Raw genomic sequence first — 17,984 nt, 5'->3', positions numbered from 1 at the left:
ATCGTGGCTGAAGCCGCTGTCGCAAAGACCTCGGACAGCGCGCGGCACGTCGTGCGATCTCACTCCAGCAACTTCGACCACCCCTCAAGACCTTCGATCCGCGCCAGCACCAGCTTCACGCACACCAGCATCGGCACCGCCAGCAGCAGGCCGATGATGCCCCACAGCCAGCCGAAGAACATCAGCGCCAGGATCAGCACCAGCGGCGACAAACGCATGCGCCGGCCCAGCACGATCGGCGTCACCGCCTGCGATTCGATCGTGTGCAGCAGCAGGTACAGCCCGACCGGCAGCAGCGACGGCCACAGCTCGTCGAACGCGACCAGTCCCATCAGCAGCATCACCGCCATGCCGATCAGCGGGCCCACGAACGGGGCGAAATTCAGGATCGCCGCCATCGTGCCCCACAGCAGCGACTCCTGCACCGGCACGCCCAGCGCATACAGCGCGCCCGCCAAGGCCAGGCCGAAACCGGTGTTGATCAGGCTGATGGTCAATACGTAGCGCGAGATCTCGCGCTCGATCGAATGCAGGATGTCGATGGTGACCACTTTCTTGCGTTGGCTCGGCAGCAGCGCGATCGCGTTGCGCTGCAAGGATTCGCCATAGACCATGAAGAAGAACGTCAGCAGCACCACCGCCAGTGCCTGGGCGATGTACTTGGGCGTGGCGGTCAGCGAGCGGTAGGGATCGTTGAGTTCGGTCTTGACCACCTGCACCGGCTTGCTGGTGCTTTCGCCGCCGGCGGCTCGGGCGAAATTTTGCGCGGCGCGGTTGGCGTCCTGCAGCGGCTTGGTCATCTGCCGCAGCTTCGGGCCGATCTGCTTCATTTCGCGCGGCACCTGACGCACCCATTCGCCGGCCGGTTCGGCCAGTTGCACGGTCAGCGCGCCGGCGACGGCGAGGCCACCGGCCAGCACGATCAACGCGCCGAGAAAACGCGGCACGTAAAATTTGCCGAGCAGGCGCAGGATCGGATTGCCGACCAGGGCGAAGAACGCGGCCAGCAGCACCGGCAGCAGCAGCTCCTGCGCGGCCCACAAGGTGTAGCCGATCGCGAGCATGGCCAGCACCAGCAGCGGCATCGGCGCGCGCGGACGCGGCGGCATCGGCGGTTTGACAGCGGCGTCGGGCGGTGGCGACGCGGTTGCGTCGGTTGCGGGCGGCGTGTCGGCGGTCGGTTCGACGGTGGGATCGGACGAAGCGATGCGCGGGTCGGTCGGCTGCGATTGCGCCGGGTCGGACGGCTCGGGTGAGGCGGACGGCGGCGCGGTCTGGCTCAAGGCGGCGAAGGCTCGGCGTTTTCGGAGCGCGTACTGTGCGCTGTCGCGTGTGTGTTCGCCATCACGCCGGACACACGCGCGGGACCGCTCGAAACGGGTTGCCGAAATGGTCTTGCTGAAGTGGCCTTGTCGAAGCGCGCGCCTTGCAGTCGCGTTCGGACCGGGTCGTCGCGGCGGATCGGACCATGGCCGCACCGAACCGACGAGGCCCGAGGTAATGGAGTGCGAATCAAGCCGCCCGACCCATGCAGTCGCGGCTTGCGCCGTTTACGCGCACGGGAAAGGCGATGCCCGAAGCATCGCCGTTGCTGGAATCGTTGTCGCTAAGCGATGGCGAGCGGCCTCAGGCCGCGTCGCGTTCGCCCGTTTGCGCCGCCTCGTGCGCGCTGTCGGCGGCGTGACCGGCCTCGCGCGCCGCATGACCGGCCTGGCCCGCGGCCTTGTCGGCGTTCTGCGCGGCTTCCTGCGCGCTGGTGCCGGCGAACAGGCCCGACAGCAAGGTCACGATTTGCATCAGATTGCCGCTCTTGACCGCGATCTTGACCGGCTCGGCGCGACCCATCACGAAACCGCTGACCAAACCGGCGATGACGATCCGACCCGGCGTCCACGCTTCGCGCCAACTGGCTTTCAATGCGTCTTTACGCTCGACCGCCTGCTGATAACGGCCTTCGAGCAGCTTCTCGCGCTTATGGACCCGGCGTTGCAAGGCTTCGAAACGGCTCATCACGCCTCCGTGCGGTTGGGATCGCGGGGCGTGAGCCCCGGCGCGACGCCGAGCGGAGTCGCATCGTCGTCGTCATCGCCGATGCCCAGCCGGCGCAATTGCCGGCGGGTGGCGTCCAGGCGGGTGTGTTCGAAGTAACGCAAGGCCTGCCACACGCCCACGCCGGTCACGACCAGGCTGAGCCCGGCCGCGAACGCCATCGAGGCCATCCACGACCAGCCCAGCACGCCGTTGAGCACCGCGATCAGCGCCGCCATCAACAGCAGCCACGACGAGGCACCGAACACGATCGCCACGCTGACCCACAGCAAGGCCCGCCCCAGCGCACTGCGCGCCAGGGCGAGATCGGCCACCACCAGGCCGCGCAAGGCGCGGCCGGTGTCGAGCGCGGCCGACAGGCCCTCGCGGCCCGCGCTGCTGATGTCGCGGAACGCCGCGTCGATCGAAGGTGCGCGATCGTCCGCGGCGGAACGTTGCGAGTCGCCGCCTGGGGCGCCCGAAGGCGCCTGGGCGTGAGGGTCCATGCCGGGCGTGTCGCTCACGCTTACTTGTCGCCGCCGCGGGCGAGCTTGGCGATGATGAAGCCGGCGGCGAAGGCCACGCCGAACGACGCCAGCGGACGTTCGCGCACCAGTTCGGCGGCGCTTTCGATCAGGTCGCGGCCCTTGTCCATCAGCGCGTCGACTTGCTCGCGCGCGGCGCCGCCGGCGTTCTCGGCCGCGGCGATGCCGGCCAGGGCGCTGTCGGCCAGGCCGGACTTGACGTTGGCCTTGCCGACCTTCAATTCATCGCCGGCCACGCTGGCGGCATTGCGGATCGCGTCGCCGGCGTCGGCGGCGGCTTGCTTGAGATGGGTGCCGGCTTCGCCCAGGTTGCTCTTGATGGCGTCGGTCGAGGTAGGGGTCATCAGGGTGTTCCTCCGTGCTGCATGGATGAACCGCTGAACAAGTCCAGGGTTCTAGCGGGTTGTCGCGAGCCCGGCGGCGGGGGCCGATCGGTGACGCGCGACGAGGGTGAGCGGATTGCGCCGCGAACGGTGCGATGAAGCATGGCGCATCGAACATGACGCATTGAAGCGTGGTGCCTTGACGGTGTCGCTTGAAACCTGACGCATCGAAACGAAAACACTGCGGACGGCGACGGCACGATGCTCGGCACCTTACGCCACCTGCGATTACTGCATTGGCAGATTGCCGACACTGTTGCCGCGGCGGATCCGCAGGACCAACTGTGCCGGAGTCCGCGTGAAGCTCGCGCGGAAGCCGGGCAGATCGTCGAAATCGCCGCTGCTGGCGGCAACGATGACGTCGTCCTTGCGCAAATTGTTCGCTTCGGCGCGACTTCCGCGGGTCACGCTTTCCACCACCACGCCGGAAACGCCGGATTGGCGCAGGCGTTCGGGCACTTCGGCGAAGGTCGCGCCGGTCAGGCGTGGATCGAGTTCGGCGCCGGCCATCGCCTTGGGCTGTTCGCGCAGGGTCGCGTTCAGTTGCACCGTCTGGCCGTCGCGCTGCACGTCCAGCGCGATCTTGCTGCCGATCGCCTGCAGGCCTTCGAAATTGCGCAGCGCATCGCGGCCGTCGACGCGCTGGCCGTTGGCGGTCAGGATCACGTCGCCGGGCTTGAGCCCGGCCGCCGCCGCCGCGCTGCCGGCGAACACGCGCGAGACCAGCGCGCCGCGCGGTTCGGACAGTTTCAGCCCGGCCGCGAGTTGCGGGGTGACGTCCTGCGATTCCAGCCCCAGCGTGCCGCGACGCACCACGCCGTTGTTGGCGATCAGCTGGTCCTTGATGTTGCGCGCCAGGTTCACCGGGATCGCGAAGCCCAGGCCGATGTTGCCGGCCATGCTGCCCTGCGGATTGAAGCTGGCGGTGTTGATGCCGATCAGCTCGCCGTTGAGATTGACCAGCGCGCCGCCGGAATTGCCCGGGTTGATCGAGGCGTCGGTCTGAATGAAGTTCTGATAGCCCAGCCCGCGCAAGCCGCTGCGGCCGACCGCCGAGACGATGCCCGAGGTCACCGTCTGGCCGATCCCGAACGGGTTGCCGACCGCGACCACGAAGTCGCCGACCCGTAGCGCATCGGAATCGGCCAGGGTGATCGCGCTGAGGTTCTGCGCCGGAATCCGCATCACCGCCACGTCGGTGTCCGGGTCCGAGCCGAGGAACTCGGCCTTGACCGTGCGCCCGTCGGCCAAGGTCACCGAGACCTCGTCGGCGCCTTCGATCACGTGGTGATTGGTCAGCACGTAGCCGTTCTTGGCGTCGACGATCACGCCCGAGCCCAGCGATTCGTTGATCCGCTCCTGCGGGATGTTCGGGAACATGCGGCGGAAGAACGGATCGTTGGCGAACGGGTTGCGGATGCGCACGGTCTGCTTGGTATGCACGCTGACCACGGCCGGGGTGACCTTCTGCAGCATCGGTGCCAGCGAGGGCAGCAACTGGCCGCCGACCGAGGCCGGCAGCGCGGCGGCGGTCGGCATCACCGCGGCCGCGGCCGGCGAGGCCGCCGCGGGCGCTTGGATCCCTTCGCGGATCGCGGTGGCGGCGAAACCGCCGAACGCGGCGGCCAGGGCAAGGGTCAGCAAGGTCGGCAGAGGGCGCATCGCGTCGCGGTTCCGGTCAACGTGAAAGAAAGAGGGAGGACATCGTGGCAGTTCGGCCTTGCCGCCAGGGCGGCCGCGCCGGTCGCAGGCTTGGACCGCCGCGGCGCGCGGTGGTTCGATGCCGTACCCATTCATTGTTGGAGCAGGGCGATAAATAGCCGATGAAGTGACGCACGGCCAGCACGGGCCGCGCAGTGTACGCAGGCCCTTGGCCGAGGATGTATCGCCGCCGCATCGGAACTGGAATCTGTGACAGAGCCGGGTCAGAGAAAGCGTGATAGTCATCAACAAGCCGTTGACTTCGACAAACGCGCGGCGTAGTTTGAAGTCCCTGCGGGGCCACAACATCTAGTGGTCGGCCCGGCAGGAGGAGCCCAAGCGTAGGGGTTCAGCTTGGGTGGGTGTGCAGGCATCGCCTAGACAGTGAGCGGGCGCATGACGACGACGAACGAGAACCTCAAAACACGCATACCAGCCGCACGCGGCGCGTAATTCACGCGATCGCGTGCGTCGTCGTCGGCGGGGGGCTGACGACGGGCTGATCCACCCGGCTAAGGACCTTGTCCGGCGCCAGGCGCAACACCCGCGACAGGCTCTACACGCTGCAGTCGTTACACAGCATGCGTGGGATCGAGTCAGGTCGCGGGACATAAATAGAGTGTCCCGATTACCCAGCAGTCGATCCACCGATCCACCCGCAGTACGCAACACCTTCAGACACACCCCGATTACCCGTTCAAAAAAGAAACCACCGGCGGCGGGCGCAACCCAACGGCCCGCCGCCAATAGAAGGAGATGAAACAGGCATGAGCAGCGTGCGCCTCGAGGCGGTGAAGAACCCGGCGGCAGAGCAGGACATGGCCCTGCAGCCCGCGTCCCAGGACATCTGGGACAAGAAGTACCGCCTCAAGACCAAGAACGGCGAGGCAGTGGATGCCGATATCGACGGCACCTACCTGCGAGTCGCCCGCGCTCTGGCCGACGCCGAGCCCAATGCCGAGAAGCAGCAGTACTGGTACGAGCGCTTCGCCTGGGCGTTGCGCCGCGGCGCGATCCCGGCCGGCCGCATCACCTCCAATGCAGGCGCCTTGGAACATAAGCCCGCCACCTCGACGATCAACTGCACCGTCTCGGGCACGATCGAAGACTCGATGGACGGCATCCTCGAGAAAGTCCACGAAGCCGGCCTGACCCTCAAGGCGGGTTGCGGCATCGGTTACGAATTCAGCACCCTGCGGCCGCGCGGCGCGTTCGTCGCCGGCGCCGGGGCGTACACCTCCGGTCCGATGTCCTTCATGGATATCTACGACAAGATGTGCTTCACCGTGTCCTCGGCCGGCGGCCGTCGCGGCGCCCAGATGGGCACCTTCGACGTCAGCCACCCCGACGTGAAGGATTTCATCCGCGCCAAGCGCGAAGACGGCCGCCTGCGCCAGTTCAACCTGTCGCTGCTGATCACCGACGGCTTCATGGACGCGGTCAAGACCGACGCCGACTGGCCGCTGGTGTTCCCGGTCAACATCAAGGAACGCGAGGACGTCGACCTCGAGGACGCCGCCCAAGTGGTGTGGCGCGACTGGCCGACCACGCGCAACTACATCTCGCGCGAAGACGGCCTGGTCGCCTGCAAGATCTACGGTCACATCCGCGCGCGGCACCTGTGGGACATGATCATGGTCTCGACGTACGACTACGCCGAGCCCGGATTCATCCTGATCGACCGCGTCAACGAGATGAACAACAACTGGTGGTGCGAGACCATCCGCGCGACCAACCCCTGCGGCGAGCAGCCGCTGCCGCCGTACGGCGCCTGCCTGCTGGGTTCGGTCAACCTGACCAAGTTCGTGCGCAACGCCTTCACCGACCGGGCCGAGTTCGACTGGGAGGAATACAAGGAAGTCGTGCGCGTGTTCACCCGCATGCTCGACAACGTGGTCGAAGTGAACGGCCTGCCGTTGCAGCAGCAGCGCGACGAGATCATGCGCAAGCGCCGCCACGGCATGGGCTTCCTCGGCCTGGGCAGCACCGTGACCATGCTGCGGATGAAGTACGGCTCCAAGGCCTCGTGCGAGTTCACCGATCGCATCGCCCGCGAAATGGCCGTGGCCGGCTGGGAAATGGGCCTGGCGCTGGCCAAGGAGAAGGGCGCCGCCCCGATCATGGAAGAGCGCTTCGCCGTGACCGCCGAGATGCTGCGCAAGCGTCCGGAGATGAAGGCCGACGGCTGGAAGATCGGCCAGGAAATCCCAGGCAAGGTCCTGCACGCCAAGTACTCGCGCTACATGCAGCGGGTGGCCGAAGTCGCGCCCGAACTGGTCGAGGAGCTGGCCGACGTCGGCAGCCGCTTCACCCACCACAGCTCGATCGCGCCGACCGGCACTATCTCGCTGTCGCTGGCCAACAACGCCTCCAACGGCATCGAGCCCTCGTTCGCCCATCACTACAGCCGCAACGTGATCCGCGAAGGCAAGAAGTCCAAGGAAAAGGTCGACGTCTATTCGTTCGAGCTGCTGGCCTACCGCGAACTGATCAACCCCAAGGCGATGCCGTTCAGCGAGGAAGCCGAGGCGAAGCTGCCCGACTACTTCATTTCCGCCGACGATATTTCGCCGAAGGAACACGTCGACGTCCAGGCCGCCGCGCAGAGGTGGGTCGACAGCTCGATTTCCAAGACCGCGAACGTCCCCACGGATTACCCGTACGAGGACTTCAAGGACATCTACCGCTACGCCCACGAGCAAGGCCTCAAGGGCTGCACCACCTTCCGCTTCAACCCGGCCGCGTTCCAGGGCGTGCTGGTGAAGGAAGCCGATCTCGAGAACACCACCTACCGCTTCGAGCTCGAAGACGGCAGCGTGATCGAGGTCAAGGGCAACGAACAGATCGAATACGACGGCGAAATGCACTCCGCCGCGAACCTGTTCGATGCGCTCAAGGAAGGGTATTACGGCAAGTTCTAAGGCCGGTCCGGCCGCGCGCCCGCCACCGCGGGCCGCGCGTTCGGGCGTCGCTCGACGCGTCGGCGCGGCGCGATCGCAGGCGTCGCGGTTGCAGGCAATGTCCTCGCGGCCGCGGAATTCCAGCTCGGATCACTCTCGCGCGCAGCGAACCGACGAGCGGCCACTGTCTAGCCGCGCGCAGCAGGTATAGCATCGCTCCGGTAACACCCCCGATTGCAAGTAACGCTCACGTACCGCGATTAAAAAACGCCCATCAGGAGGGCATCATGAGCAACGGAAATGGAGTGACGGCGACCCTGACCCAGGCTGCCGAGAACGTGAAAGAAACCGCATCCAACCTCGGCAGCGCGATCGCGACCCGGGCCGAGGAAGCCGTGGCCTCGGTCAAGAAGACCGCGACCAAGGCCCGCAAGGCCGCCAAGAAAGCCGTCGGCACGGCGAAGAAGAAGCTCGCCACCGCCAGCGCCAAGGCCAAGAAGGAAGCCACCGCGCTGAAGGACAAGGCCACCGGCAAGAAGCCGGCCAAGAAGGCGGCGAAGAAGGCCGCCAAGAAGGCCGCGCCGAAGAAAGCCGCCAAGAAAGCCGCGAAGAAGGCGGTCAAGTCGGCCAAGAAAGCCGTCAAGGCCGTGAAGAAGACCGCGAAGAAGGCGGCCAAGAAAGTCGCGACCAAGAAGGCCGCGACCAAGAAGGCGCCCGCCAAGAAAGCAGTGAAGAAGGCCGCCGCCAAGAAGGCGACCAAGAAGGCGCCTGCGAAGAAGGCTGCCAAGAAAGCCGCGAAGAAGGCCGCGAAGTAAGGCCTGATCGCAGCGTCCCTCCCTCTCCCGCCAGCGGGAGAGGGCTGGGGTGAAAGCAGTGGCCGCGTCTCGCGCCGCATCGCCCCGCAAGTCCCGCACCACCCGCACACGAACAAGCACCGCCGCAATCAGGAGTCGGGCCCATGGCCGTCAAGATCGAACAGAAAATCAAGGGCTACAGCGTCATCAGCCAGGAAGACAAGGCCAAGGACGCCCGCGCCGCCGAAGCCGCCGCCGCCGCGCGCAACGCGCCGGTCGAGCTGCCGGTCGCCGATGTCATCCAGATGCACGAGCGCATCGAGCGCCCCGAGATCCTGATCGGCTCGACCTACAAGATCAAATCGCCGCTGTTCGAGCACGCGTTGTACGTCACCATCAACGACATCGTGCTCAACGCCGGCACCGAACACGAATCGCGCCGTCCGTTCGAGATCTTCATCAACTCCAAGAACATGGACCACTTCCAGTGGATCGTGGCGCTCACGCGCATCATGTCGGCGGTGTTCCGCAAGGGCGGCGACGTGACCTTCCTGGTCGACGAGATGAAGGCCGTGTTCGACCCGCGCGGCGGCTACTTCAAGGCCGGCGGCGTGTACATGCCCTCCTTGGTCGCCGAGATGGGCGCCATCGTCGAGGACCACCTCAAGTCGATCGGCATGATCCACGACCCGGAAATGAGCGATTCCCAGCGCGCGCTGATCGCCGAGAAGCGCGCCGCCTACGAACAGCGCGGTTCAAAAAAAAACTCTGAGGTAACTGCGTCGGCGTCGATCACCGTGATCGAGCCGCGCGTCGAGGACGTCAGCGTCACCGGCGACGGCGCCTCGTTCCCGCCCTCGGCCACGGTCTGCCACAAGTGCAGCACCAAGGCGCTGGTGCTGATGGACGGCTGCGCGACCTGCTTGAACTGCGGCTATTCCAAGTGCGGTTGAGGCGGTGATGTTGTAGCGCGAAGTCGCCATGCTCGGGCGCCGTGAAGGCGTTACGTCGCCACCCAGAAGTTTGTTATTACCTGAAAGGGGCTCTCCGGAGCCCCTTTTTCTTTTTTGACATTTACTCGGCGCAAAGCGGCCGCGGTCGCACGCAAGCTCGGGCTTCAGTGCTCGCATGCGCTGGATAGTCCATGTCCGCGGAACGTCGCAATCACGGAGATTCGTCCGGCGCACAATTGGCACAAGGGGGGCGCTGAATGTCCGCGCAGAAGCTGGGGTCTGCTTACCGTCGCACGCATAAGCATGTCCTGGGCCGAGAGGCAGAGCAGTGGGGCGCCCTGGTCCAGTGCATGGGGAGTGCGACTATTGGACGGGCATCGAGCACCAGCGATCGGTTTAAAACCGAAGCTTGTCGGAGGGGAACTGCGACGTGTACCGATCTGCCCATTGGGCCGAGCGTGACGAGGTCTATGAGCCTCTCCCGATGTCTCCGGTTTCGCCAACAGCGTCGTACGTCTTAAAAAGCACCCTCGAAGATGCCGGCCCGCCGATCGCCACGAACGGCCCGTCGGTGCGGCAGATCAACTCAGGCCACGCCGCACGGTTGCTTGCGCGATACCTGTGCAGGCACGGATACCTTTCACATGCGACGCCACCTCGCAATCGCCTTCAAGACCTTGCGCACCCAGCACACCGCCGCTGCACAGTGAGCGGCGGTGAATTGAATCCCGGAATGGATTCAACCACCTCCAACAAGGAGAACCCACCAGTGACCAGCAACACGATGAAGGTATCGTTTGGCATCGCCATCAGCGCTATCGGCGCATTTGCAACGCTCGCACAGGCCGCATCGCTGGACCCCGCGTTCGGTTCGGCAGGCATTACCTCCACCGCATTCGGCAGCTACGGTGCCGCCGCCCGGGTTGTTATCCAATCAGACGGACGGATCGTCACCGCCGGCCAGACCGCGCTCGGTGAGTTCGCGCTGGCGCGTTATACGACCAGCGGCGCGCTGGATACCAGCTTCAACGGCACCGGCAAGGTCACCACCACGCCCTCGGGCAGCTGCTCGGGACAGGCGCGCGCACTCGCTCTGCAGGCCGATGGCAAGATCGTCGTTGCCGGCACCTCGTGCCCGAACTTCACCTCCACCCGCAACTTCACCGTCTATCGCTACAACACGGATGGTTCGCTGGACACGAGCTTCGGCAGCTCGGGCAAGGCGACCGTCAATTTCTACGCGGGCGCTTCGGAAGCCAACGCCATTGCCGTACAGGGCAGCTCGATCTGGGTCGCGGGCTATGCCGGTTCCGGCTTCGCGCTGGCGCGGCTTACCAGCGGCGGGACTCTGGATTACAGCTTCGGCGGCGGTACCGGTACCGTCACCTCGTCGGTCGGCACCAGTTCGTCCTTCGCCAACAGCCTGGTCATCCAGGCCGATGGTAAACCGGTGCTGGCCGGTTATGCGTCGAGCAGCGGCACCGTATTCGCGTTGACGCGTTACACCACCAGTGGCGCGCTGGATGCCAGCTTCGGTACCGGCGGTAAAGTGCTGACCAATGTGGCCGGCACGTCCGCCGGCAACGCCGCCATCGCCACCTCGCTGGCGATTCAAAGCGACGGCAACCTCGTCGCCGCCGGCTACGCGAAAAGCGCGAGCGCCGGGCCCTACCGATTCGCCGCGGTCCGTTACACGAGCACCGGCGCGCTGGACAGCTACTTTGGATCGGGCACCGGCAAGGTCGTTACCGCCATCGGCAGCGGCGATGCGGTCGGCGGTGACGTCGCCATCGACGCCAACGGCGGAATCATCGTCGGTGGGTACTCCAATGCGGGCAGTTACCGCCAGTTGACCTTGAATCGCTACGACTCGTTCGGCAATCAGGACGCGAGCTTCGGCCCTGTCGCCGCCACCGTCGGCAGCGCGAATGCCGCGGTTCAAGGGCTCGCCATCCAGGCCGACGGAAAAATCGTCGTGGTGGGTTATGGCAACTCGCCGTCGGCCTTCGTTGTGGCGCGTTACCAATAAGCTGACGCGCAACGGTGCCGGCCTCAACGGCGGCATCGGGAAAGTCCCCCTTTCACCCGCCGCGGTGGGAGGGGTTTTCGCCTTCCTTTTATCGGCCCTTTCACCGCGAGTAAAAAACCGCAACGGCTCTGCGCAATTGAACGTCTCTTTCGGGAGCCTCTTTTGTGTCCGCGATCTTGTCGTCGTCAGGTGCCGGCGACTGCCGGGATTAACCGCGCAGGACGCCGCCGTCGACCGAAGCACTACAGACTTCCGATGGCGCGGCCTCGTGGCTGCGATACATCGCCAAGGTCAGCGCCTGCCCGTCGTGCGACGGGAGAGTCGCCGCACCTTCGGCCGAACCCTCGGCGGATTCGACGATGCATTCGAACATCCCGATTTCGTATTCGCTCACCGCGGCATTCCAGTCCATCCGTTCGATTAAACCGCTGGCGAGATCGGCGGCGTCGCCGAGCAAGGTCAGGCTGCGCCGGCTGCTCCAGCACTGGCCATGGGCAACACGTAAATCGGCGGCGTCGCGGATGCGTCGGCGCTGGCAAGGAAGCCTGCGCCGCGGTCGAGGCAAGCGCAGGCACCAGTGCATCGATCTACTCGCGATCAGGCTCGACCCGCGCGTAACCCGGCGGCGGATCGCTGCTCAGGCGTCCCGGCGCGACCGGCCCGTCGAGGGTGAAGCGGTAGTCGATTTCCAGCCCCGCGCCGCCGTGCTGCCGCATCGCCAGGGGCAGGCCGCTGGCATCGGCCCAGATCTCCATGTCGACGCCGTGCAGCCGCAGCGACCAGCCCTGCGCGCGCTGTCCGTCGATCATCCGGGTCTGCTTGAGCGGCGTGGCCTTGCCCTTGAAATTGCGCAGCTCGTTGAGCCATTGCAGCGTGTCCTGCGGCGCGTTCTTGCCCTTCGGTAGCGCGGTCACCATCGCTTGCCTGGGCGCGTGCAGCAGGGTCAGCACGCGTCCACGCGGCGGGTCGACGATGATGCTGAGCTGATCGCCCACGTCGGTGCGCAACACGCCGTGCGCATCGACCAGGGTGCGCGAGGTCTGGATCACCTGGCCCTGCGCGCGCTGGGTGACGTTCATTTCCAGATGGACGAAACGGCGCAGATGGTCCTGCACCGCGGCGAAGGCATCGCCGCCGCCGGACAGCATCGGCACGCTCATCACCACCACGACCAGCAGCGCGGCGAGCGCGGACGCGGCGATCCAGCGTGGTGCCTGCATGCGGCGCGGACGGGCCTGATTGCGCAGTCGCTGGGTCAGTCGTTGCTGCGCGCGTTCGACCGCATCGGTGGGAACCGCATCGGCTTCGCGGACCCGCTGCGCGAGCGGGGCGGACAGTTCGTGATCGAATCGCTGGTTCATGGGGCGATCTCCACGGCGGCTTCGCCGAGTTGCGTTTCCAGCCTGCGCCGGGCGCGGTGCAGGACGACGTTGACGTTGTTTTCGCTGAGCGCCAGAGAGCGCGCGATCTCGCCGATCTCCATGCACTCCAGATAGCGAAGACTGAAACACTGCGCTTCGCGCTTGGGCAGCTTCGCCAGCGCCAGGCGCAGGCGTTGACTGCGTTCGCGTTCCTCGCTGGCCTGTTCCGCCGATGCGGCCGCGAGCGACTGCTGCGCGCGCCACATCGGCACGACCCGCCACCAGCGCTGGCGGCGGCGCAACACATCGATGGCCGTGCGCACCGCCGAGGCGGATAGATACGCCGGCCATGAGGCGACATCGATCGGATTGCTTTCGATCAGCTTCAGGAACACGTCCTGCTGCACGTCCTCGGCCAGCGATGCGTCGCCGAGCACGCGGTAGGCGGCCTTGAACACGAGCGGCCCGTAGTGCTGGGCCAGCCAATCGGGAGACGGCGCGGATTCGGTCATCGGCGGGGTCCAGTTGATGCCGGCGGGTCTGTCGATCCGGGCAAGCGGGTTGATCCGGGCAAGCATGGCATAGGGGTCTGTGCTGGGAGTTCGACCAGAAAGACGCGCCGGGCCGGCGAAACTTACAACGATCGGCCGATGCGGCCAGATTGGGCGATCGTTGTAAGTTTCGCCGGCCCGGCGCGTCATAGCGGTCGACACCCCAGGAGAAAACGCCATGTCGTCCGCCGCTTCGCTGTCGCGTTCCGCCTTGTTTCCGTTCGATGCCCACATGCCGGCGTGGCTGCGCTCGCTCGCCGTCGCTGGATTGTTGGCGCTGCTGGCCTCCGGCCCGGCCGCCGCCCGCATTCCCGATACCGACGCTCTGGACGCGCAGGCCGCCAGCGCGATGGCCGCCACCGGTACCCGCGGCCTCGCCATCGCGGTCGTCGATCGCGGCCGTGTCGTCCGGGTCCGCAGCTATGGCAGCCGCAACGCGCAGGGCCAACCGCTGCGGACCGACACGGTGATGTACGGCGCGTCGCTGACCAAGGCCGCGTTCGCCTATTTCGTCGCGCAACTGGTCGATGAAGGCCGGCTCGACCTGGACAAGCCGATCGCCGGCTATCTCGATCGGCCGCTGCCGGACTATCCCGATGAAGACCGCTATGCGCCGTGGTCGACGCTGGCCGGCGACGAGCGCTGGCGCAAGTTGACCGCGCGCCATCTGCTGACCCACAGCCCAGGCTTCGCCAATTTCTTCTTCGACGAAGCCGACGAAAAACTGCGATTCCATTTTGACCCGGGAACGCGCTACGGCTATTCCGGCGACGGCCTGATCCTGCTGCAGTTCGTGATCGAGCGCGGCCTCGGCATCGATGTCGGCGAGGGGATGCGCGAACGCGTGTTCGAACCGCTGGGCATGCGCGACACCAGCATGATCTGGCAATCGCGCTTCGCCGCGAACCTCGCCGATGGCTGGCGCGCCGACGGCTCGGCCGAGCCGCACGACGAACGCAGCCGGGTGCGCGCGGCCGGATCGATGGACACCAGCATCGACGACATGGCGCGGTTCGCCGCCGGACTGGTGCGCGGCGCCGGCCTGTCGAAACGGATGCGCGCGGAGCTGGCGAAGCCGCAGTTGCCGATCACCACGCGCAGTCAGTTCCCGTCCCTGCAACCCGAACTGCCGGCGGCGCAGCGGCGCGCGGATCTGGCCGCGGGCCTGGGCGTGATCGCGTTCCGCAGCGCGCAGGGCGCCGGTTTCATGAAGGGCGGGCACAACGACTCGACCGCCAACACCCTGGTCTGCGTCGAGCGCGGTCAGCGTTGCGTGGTGATCCTGTCCAACGATGTGCGCGCCGAGCCTGCGTTTCCCAAATTAGTCGAATTCGTACTGGGCAAGACCGGCGCGCCGTGGGAGTGGGAGTACGGCGACATGAAGTTCTGGGACGGGGCGCGCTGAGATCGCGATGGGTCCGCGCAACGTTGTGCGCGCGCGGGCCATCGCGCCAATGCCCGCGCGCGCAGGGCGGGGCAGACGCGCCGACCGCGCCGTTTCGTGAACCATTCATCGCCAAGCGCCCAATCGCGCACATCGGCTCCGCATCGTCACAGCGACAGCACAGGCCTCAGGCACTGTGCGAACTCGATTCCCGGAGTTGCCCATGTCGCCCACGCCCACTCGTTCGTCCGATCAACTCGCCTCCATCGCTCAGGCCGCACCGTGGGTGATCGCCCAGCGGCTGATGGAAACCGCGCAGGGCGGCTATCCGCCGTCGGCGCAGACGCAGCGCGAATGGAGCCGGATGGTGTCGGAGAAATCCGCCGCGGCGATGCAGGGCTGGTGGGCGATGGCCGGCGCGGCGTGGATGGCGCCGTGGAGCCTGTCGGCGTGGAGCGCGTGGATGCCCGGCGCGACGCCGTGGCAGCAGTGGAGCGGCTTGTTCGCTACCGGCGATCGCATCCTCGCCGAAGGCCTCAAGCCGGTGGCGCGCACGGTCAAGGCCAATCGCAGTCGCCTGGCGCGGCGCAAGCCGCGCTAAGCGTCGCCGTGGCCTCGATCGTTATTTGACCGAGGCCATGCCGCGCGGCACGAACGGCAATGCGTTATGCAGATGGGTGGCCGCGATCGCGGCCTGGCCCACCGCGACCGAGATCTGGTTCAAGCCGCTGACCATGTCGCCGATCGCGTACAGGCCGGGAATGCGCGTGCGTTGATGCGCGTCGACCACGGTTTCGCCGGGACGCTCGACCCCAGCCCCGGCGCAGGCGACCAGTGGATGCTCGGCTTCGACGCCGAGGAATGGATACAGCGTGTCGAGTTCGGTGACCGTGCCGTCGGGTTCGCGATACGCGCAGCGTTGGCCGTCGAACCGCAGTTCGCCGCCCGGCGCCAACACCTGCGTCGCACCGTCGGCGAAGGCCTTGTCGTCGCCCGCATCGAACGCTTGATCGGTCGGAATCAACACCAGCCGGTCGCTGTAGCTGCGCAGGAAACGTCCGTGCGAGGCCACCGCGCTACTTGGCCCATACACGCCGATGCGCAGATCGGTGGCCTCGAACGCGTCGCACACCGAGCACAGGCGTAGCGCGCCGCAGGCGATGGCCTCCTCGGCCCACTCGACCTCGGGCAGCACGTCGCGCGTACCCGTCGCCAGGATCACCGCGCGGCTGCGCCACTGGCGCGATCCCGCGCTGACCACGAAGCCGCCGTCGTCATGCCGGGTCAGCGCGTCGACGCTGCCGGATTCGAATTCGACCCCGGCCTCGCGCGCCTGGGTGCGCATGCGCTCGACCAGGTCCGGACCGGACACGCCATCGGGAAAGCCGGGGCAGTTATGGCTTTCGGGAATGCGCAGCGCGCGGCTGTCGCCGGCATCGATCAGCACGCAGCGCCGATGGAAGCGTTGCAGATAAGTCGCGGCGGTCAGGCCGGCCGGTCCGCCGCCCACCACGATGACGTCGATGTGTTCCATCGGGGTTCCTTGGCCGACGATCGTTGACGATTCAGCCGCATCCTACGGCTTCGCGCACGATATGGCTCGGTTCCGCGACCCCGCGACGGCTTTCACCCGCGGCTTTCCGGCCGTCGCGACGAATGAGTCGGCGTAAGCCTCGAGCGCGCGGCGCCGCCGCGTTCAATCGCCGGCCGCGCCGTGGCCTATGGGAACGATCCCGGCGCGACGCGCGGCCAGCAGCGATTGCAGGCCGCGCGCATCGCCGATCGCGTGCCCGGCCGCGGTGTTGTCGAAGATCACCCAGGTCTCGCCGTCGTCCGCCGTGGCCGCGACCTGCTCGGCCAGTTCGGCCAATGCCGAGGGCGAGTAGGCGCTGTAGTACATCTGCGGCGAGCCGTGCCAGCGCCAATAGCGCCACGACCCATCGCCGCCGGGCACGCGTGCGTCCTGGTTGAGCGCGGGGTCGGCGCCGACCCGGCCGATCGCGTGCTTACGCAGCAACTCCGTCGCCGCCGGCGCGAACCAGCTCGCATGCCGCGGTTCGCATACGCAGCCGCCGTTCCAGCGCGCGCGCAGCATGCGGAAAAACGTCGCGGCCGTGCGCGCGTCGAAGGCCAGGCTCGGCGGCAGCTGCAGCAACAAGCCGCCCAGGTTCGCGCCCAGTCCGGTGACTTCTTCGATGAACGGTTCAAGCAGCGGGCCGGTGCGATGCAGGCGGGCCTCATGCGAAATGCTCTTGGGCAGCTTGGCCGAAAAACGGAAATCGGCCGGCACGCTGGCGGCCCAGCGTTCGTAGGTCTTGCGCTGATGCGGACGGTAGAACGAGGAGTTGATCTCGACCGCGTCGAACACCGTGGCGTAACGCGCGAGCATGCTGTCGCCCGCGCCGAACGCGTCGCGATGCGCGGCGGAGATCGACCAGCCCGCGCAGCCGATGCGAACGCGCGCGCGTTGTACGGAAGATGACTCGTTCATTCGCGCAGATACTGCTCGTGTCGTCATGAGCAACGAGCATCGCACGACGATCGCGCGTCGGCGTTGACGCATCGCTAACCTTGCGCACCGATACTGCGGTCATGCCTGAAGGCCCGACGATCGTCATTCTCAAGGAAGAAGCCGCCGCCTTCGAAGGGCGCGAAGTGCTGAGCGTGGCCGGCAACAGTGCGCAGGACATTCAGCGCATGCGCGGCCAGACCATCGTCGCGTTGCGCACCTGGGGCAAGCATTTCCTGGTCGAATTCGAAGGCTTCGCCCTGCGCATCCACCTGATGCTGTTCGGCAGCTATCGCATCAACGAGCAGCGGCCGGCCGCGCCGCGGGTGAGCCTGCGCTTCGCTCTGGGCGACGAGCTCAATTTCTACAATTGCTCGGTCAAGTTCATCGAAGGGCCACTGGACGAGGCCTACGACTGTACCGGCGATGTGATGAACCCGGCCTGGGACCCGAAGGCGGCGCGCAAGAAACTCAAGCTGCGTCCAAATGAGCTGGCCGCCGACGCCTTGCTCGATCAGAACGTTTTCGCCGGCGTCGGCAACATCATCAAGAACGAAGTCCTGCACCGCATCGGCGTGCATCCGCTCAGCACGGTCGGCGCGCTGCCGCCGCGCAAACTCGGCGAACTGATCGCGCAGGCCCGCGACTACAGTTTCGATTTCTACCGCTGGAAGAAGACTTTCGAACTCAAGCGTCATTACCAGGTGCACACCAAGACCCATTGCCCTCGTGATGGCGCGCGCCTGAGTTACTGCAAGCACTTGGGCCGGTTCAAGCGGCGCGCGTTCTTTTGCGAGGTCTGCCAGAAACGCTACGGCTAAGGCCGCCGCGGCCAGCCGCCCGCCA

General features: G+C 66.5%; 17 protein-coding genes. 7 read left to right on the top strand and 10 right to left on the bottom strand.

The genetic code is table 11. The annotated features are described in order from the left end of the window. Nucleotides 1-59 precede the first annotated feature (59 nt). The 5 genes from ASD86_RS02110 to ASD86_RS02090 all read right to left on the bottom strand — a co-directional run bounded on the left by ASD86_RS02110 (nucleotide 60) and on the right by ASD86_RS02090 (nucleotide 4,618). Entirely contained in the window at nucleotides 60-1,109 is a 1,050-nt protein-coding gene (locus tag ASD86_RS02110; protein WP_082578039.1) for an AI-2E family transporter, read from the bottom strand. A 517-nt stretch (nucleotides 1,110-1,626) separates the two neighbouring features. Continuing rightward, nucleotides 1,627-2,010 (bottom strand): hypothetical protein, encoded by a 384-nt coding sequence (locus tag ASD86_RS02105; RefSeq protein ID WP_056106361.1) that lies wholly within the window; start codon nucleotides 2,008-2,010, stop codon nucleotides 1,627-1,629. Then, entirely contained in the window at nucleotides 2,010-2,534 is a 525-nt protein-coding gene (locus ASD86_RS02100) for a hypothetical protein (RefSeq protein WP_056107054.1), read from the bottom strand. Before ASD86_RS02100 ends, ASD86_RS02105 begins: the two co-directional genes overlap by 1 nt. 20 nt (nucleotides 2,535-2,554) lie before the next feature. Further along, nucleotides 2,555-2,917, bottom strand: coding sequence for a hypothetical protein (locus ASD86_RS02095; RefSeq protein ID WP_056106359.1), 363 nt, complete (start codon nucleotides 2,915-2,917; stop codon nucleotides 2,555-2,557). 267 nt (nucleotides 2,918-3,184) lie between these two features. After that, nucleotides 3,185-4,618: a Do family serine endopeptidase gene (locus ASD86_RS02090; protein WP_056106356.1), complete on the bottom strand. Its 1,434-nt coding sequence runs from the start codon at nucleotides 4,616-4,618 to the stop codon at nucleotides 3,185-3,187. An 806-nt stretch (nucleotides 4,619-5,424) separates the two neighbouring features. On the opposite strand from ASD86_RS02090, the gene ASD86_RS02085 reads away from it, so the two are divergent. From ASD86_RS02085 to ASD86_RS02070, 4 genes are all read left to right on the top strand, one after another. Beyond that, nucleotides 5,425-7,578: an adenosylcobalamin-dependent ribonucleoside-diphosphate reductase gene (locus tag ASD86_RS02085; protein WP_056106354.1), complete on the top strand. Its 2,154-nt coding sequence runs from the start codon at nucleotides 5,425-5,427 to the stop codon at nucleotides 7,576-7,578. Nucleotides 7,579-7,844: 266 nt separating this feature from the next. Beyond that, entirely contained in the window at nucleotides 7,845-8,372 is a 528-nt protein-coding gene (locus ASD86_RS02080) for a hypothetical protein (protein ID WP_056106352.1), read from the top strand. Nucleotides 8,373-8,515: 143 nt separating this feature from the next. Beyond that, the gene (locus ASD86_RS02075; protein WP_056106350.1) at nucleotides 8,516-9,304 is read left to right on the top strand and encodes an NrdJb; all 789 of its coding nucleotides are present in this window, start codon (nucleotides 8,516-8,518) and stop codon (nucleotides 9,302-9,304) included. 769 nt (nucleotides 9,305-10,073) lie between these two features. Continuing rightward, entirely contained in the window at nucleotides 10,074-11,333 is a 1,260-nt protein-coding gene (locus ASD86_RS02070; RefSeq protein ID WP_056106348.1) for a delta-60 repeat domain-containing protein, read from the top strand. Between the two features lie 208 nt (nucleotides 11,334-11,541). Here ASD86_RS02070 and ASD86_RS02065 read toward each other — a convergent pair whose 3' ends face one another. The 3 genes from ASD86_RS02065 to ASD86_RS27160 are packed head-to-tail and all read right to left on the bottom strand — an operon-like array spanning nucleotide 11,542 to nucleotide 13,206. Then, nucleotides 11,542-11,916 carry a hypothetical protein gene (locus ASD86_RS02065; protein ID WP_157476019.1) on the bottom strand — a complete coding sequence of 125 codons (375 nt, stop codon included), beginning with the start codon at nucleotides 11,914-11,916 and terminating at the stop codon, nucleotides 11,542-11,544. A gap of 4 nt (nucleotides 11,917-11,920) precedes the next feature. Further along, nucleotides 11,921-12,694 (bottom strand): hypothetical protein, encoded by a 774-nt coding sequence (locus ASD86_RS02060; RefSeq protein WP_056106344.1) that lies wholly within the window; start codon nucleotides 12,692-12,694, stop codon nucleotides 11,921-11,923. Beyond that, nucleotides 12,691-13,206, bottom strand: coding sequence for a sigma-70 family RNA polymerase sigma factor (locus ASD86_RS27160; protein ID WP_056106342.1), 516 nt, complete (start codon nucleotides 13,204-13,206; stop codon nucleotides 12,691-12,693). The genes ASD86_RS02060 and ASD86_RS27160 overlap by 4 nt, the downstream gene beginning before the upstream one ends. A gap of 271 nt (nucleotides 13,207-13,477) precedes the next feature. Between ASD86_RS27160 and ASD86_RS02050 the strand changes: the two genes are divergently transcribed. Beyond that, the gene (locus ASD86_RS02050) at nucleotides 13,478-14,650 is read left to right on the top strand and encodes a serine hydrolase domain-containing protein (RefSeq protein ID WP_056107052.1); all 1,173 of its coding nucleotides are present in this window, start codon (nucleotides 13,478-13,480) and stop codon (nucleotides 14,648-14,650) included. Nucleotides 14,651-14,852: 202 nt separating this feature from the next. Then, nucleotides 14,853-15,230: a hypothetical protein gene (locus tag ASD86_RS02045; protein ID WP_157476015.1), complete on the top strand. Its 378-nt coding sequence runs from the start codon at nucleotides 14,853-14,855 to the stop codon at nucleotides 15,228-15,230. 21 nt (nucleotides 15,231-15,251) lie between these two features. On the opposite strand, the gene ASD86_RS02040 is transcribed toward ASD86_RS02045, so the two are convergent. Together ASD86_RS02040 and ASD86_RS02035 are read right to left on the bottom strand one after the other, a co-directional pair. Next, the gene (locus ASD86_RS02040; RefSeq protein WP_056106336.1) at nucleotides 15,252-16,163 is read right to left on the bottom strand and encodes an NAD(P)/FAD-dependent oxidoreductase; all 912 of its coding nucleotides are present in this window, start codon (nucleotides 16,161-16,163) and stop codon (nucleotides 15,252-15,254) included. A gap of 162 nt (nucleotides 16,164-16,325) precedes the next feature. Next, complete coding sequence (locus ASD86_RS02035) at nucleotides 16,326-17,120, bottom strand: DUF72 domain-containing protein (protein WP_056106334.1); 795 nt, start codon at nucleotides 17,118-17,120, stop codon at nucleotides 16,326-16,328. 101 nt (nucleotides 17,121-17,221) lie between these two features. On the opposite strand from ASD86_RS02035, the gene ASD86_RS02030 reads away from it, so the two are divergent. Beyond that, the gene (locus ASD86_RS02030; protein WP_056106330.1) at nucleotides 17,222-17,959 is read left to right on the top strand and encodes a DNA-formamidopyrimidine glycosylase family protein; all 738 of its coding nucleotides are present in this window, start codon (nucleotides 17,222-17,224) and stop codon (nucleotides 17,957-17,959) included. The last annotated feature ends 25 nt before the right edge of the window (nucleotides 17,960-17,984 follow it).

Origin of the sequence: Lysobacter sp. Root690 (assembly GCF_001427785.1) — a bacterium.
Taxonomy (GTDB): Bacteria; Pseudomonadota; Gammaproteobacteria; order Xanthomonadales; family Xanthomonadaceae; genus Lysobacter.
Note: the sequence above shows the minus strand (reverse complement) of the source record. Positions and strands in the feature narration are given on the sequence as shown.

Coding starts and splice junctions, on each gene's coding strand:
- ASD86_RS27160 (WP_056106342.1), bottom strand. CDS start 13,206: ATGACCGAATCCGCGCCGTCTCCCGATTGGCTGGCCCAGCACTACGGG.
- ASD86_RS02080 (WP_056106352.1), top strand. CDS start 7,845: ATGAGCAACGGAAATGGAGTGACGGCGACCCTGACCCAGGCTGCCGAG.
- ASD86_RS02040 (WP_056106336.1), bottom strand. CDS start 16,163: ATGGAACACATCGACGTCATCGTGGTGGGCGGCGGACCGGCCGGCCTG.
- ASD86_RS02060 (WP_056106344.1), bottom strand. CDS start 12,694: ATGAACCAGCGATTCGATCACGAACTGTCCGCCCCGCTCGCGCAGCGG.
- ASD86_RS02065 (WP_157476019.1), bottom strand. CDS start 11,916: ATGCACTGGTGCCTGCGCTTGCCTCGACCGCGGCGCAGGCTTCCTTGC.
- ASD86_RS02030 (WP_056106330.1), top strand. CDS start 17,222: ATGCCTGAAGGCCCGACGATCGTCATTCTCAAGGAAGAAGCCGCCGCC.
- ASD86_RS02090 (WP_056106356.1), bottom strand. CDS start 4,618: ATGCGCCCTCTGCCGACCTTGCTGACCCTTGCCCTGGCCGCCGCGTTC.
- ASD86_RS02100 (WP_056107054.1), bottom strand. CDS start 2,534: ATGGACCCTCACGCCCAGGCGCCTTCGGGCGCCCCAGGCGGCGACTCG.
- ASD86_RS02105 (WP_056106361.1), bottom strand. CDS start 2,010: ATGAGCCGTTTCGAAGCCTTGCAACGCCGGGTCCATAAGCGCGAGAAG.
- ASD86_RS02110 (WP_082578039.1), bottom strand. CDS start 1,109: ATGCCGCCGCGTCCGCGCGCGCCGATGCCGCTGCTGGTGCTGGCCATG.
- ASD86_RS02035 (WP_056106334.1), bottom strand. CDS start 17,120: ATGAACGAGTCATCTTCCGTACAACGCGCGCGCGTTCGCATCGGCTGC.
- ASD86_RS02045 (WP_157476015.1), top strand. CDS start 14,853: ATGTCGCCCACGCCCACTCGTTCGTCCGATCAACTCGCCTCCATCGCT.
- ASD86_RS02095 (WP_056106359.1), bottom strand. CDS start 2,917: ATGACCCCTACCTCGACCGACGCCATCAAGAGCAACCTGGGCGAAGCC.
- ASD86_RS02050 (WP_056107052.1), top strand. CDS start 13,478: ATGCCGGCGTGGCTGCGCTCGCTCGCCGTCGCTGGATTGTTGGCGCTG.
- ASD86_RS02075 (WP_056106350.1), top strand. CDS start 8,516: ATGGCCGTCAAGATCGAACAGAAAATCAAGGGCTACAGCGTCATCAGC.
- ASD86_RS02085 (WP_056106354.1), top strand. CDS start 5,425: ATGAGCAGCGTGCGCCTCGAGGCGGTGAAGAACCCGGCGGCAGAGCAG.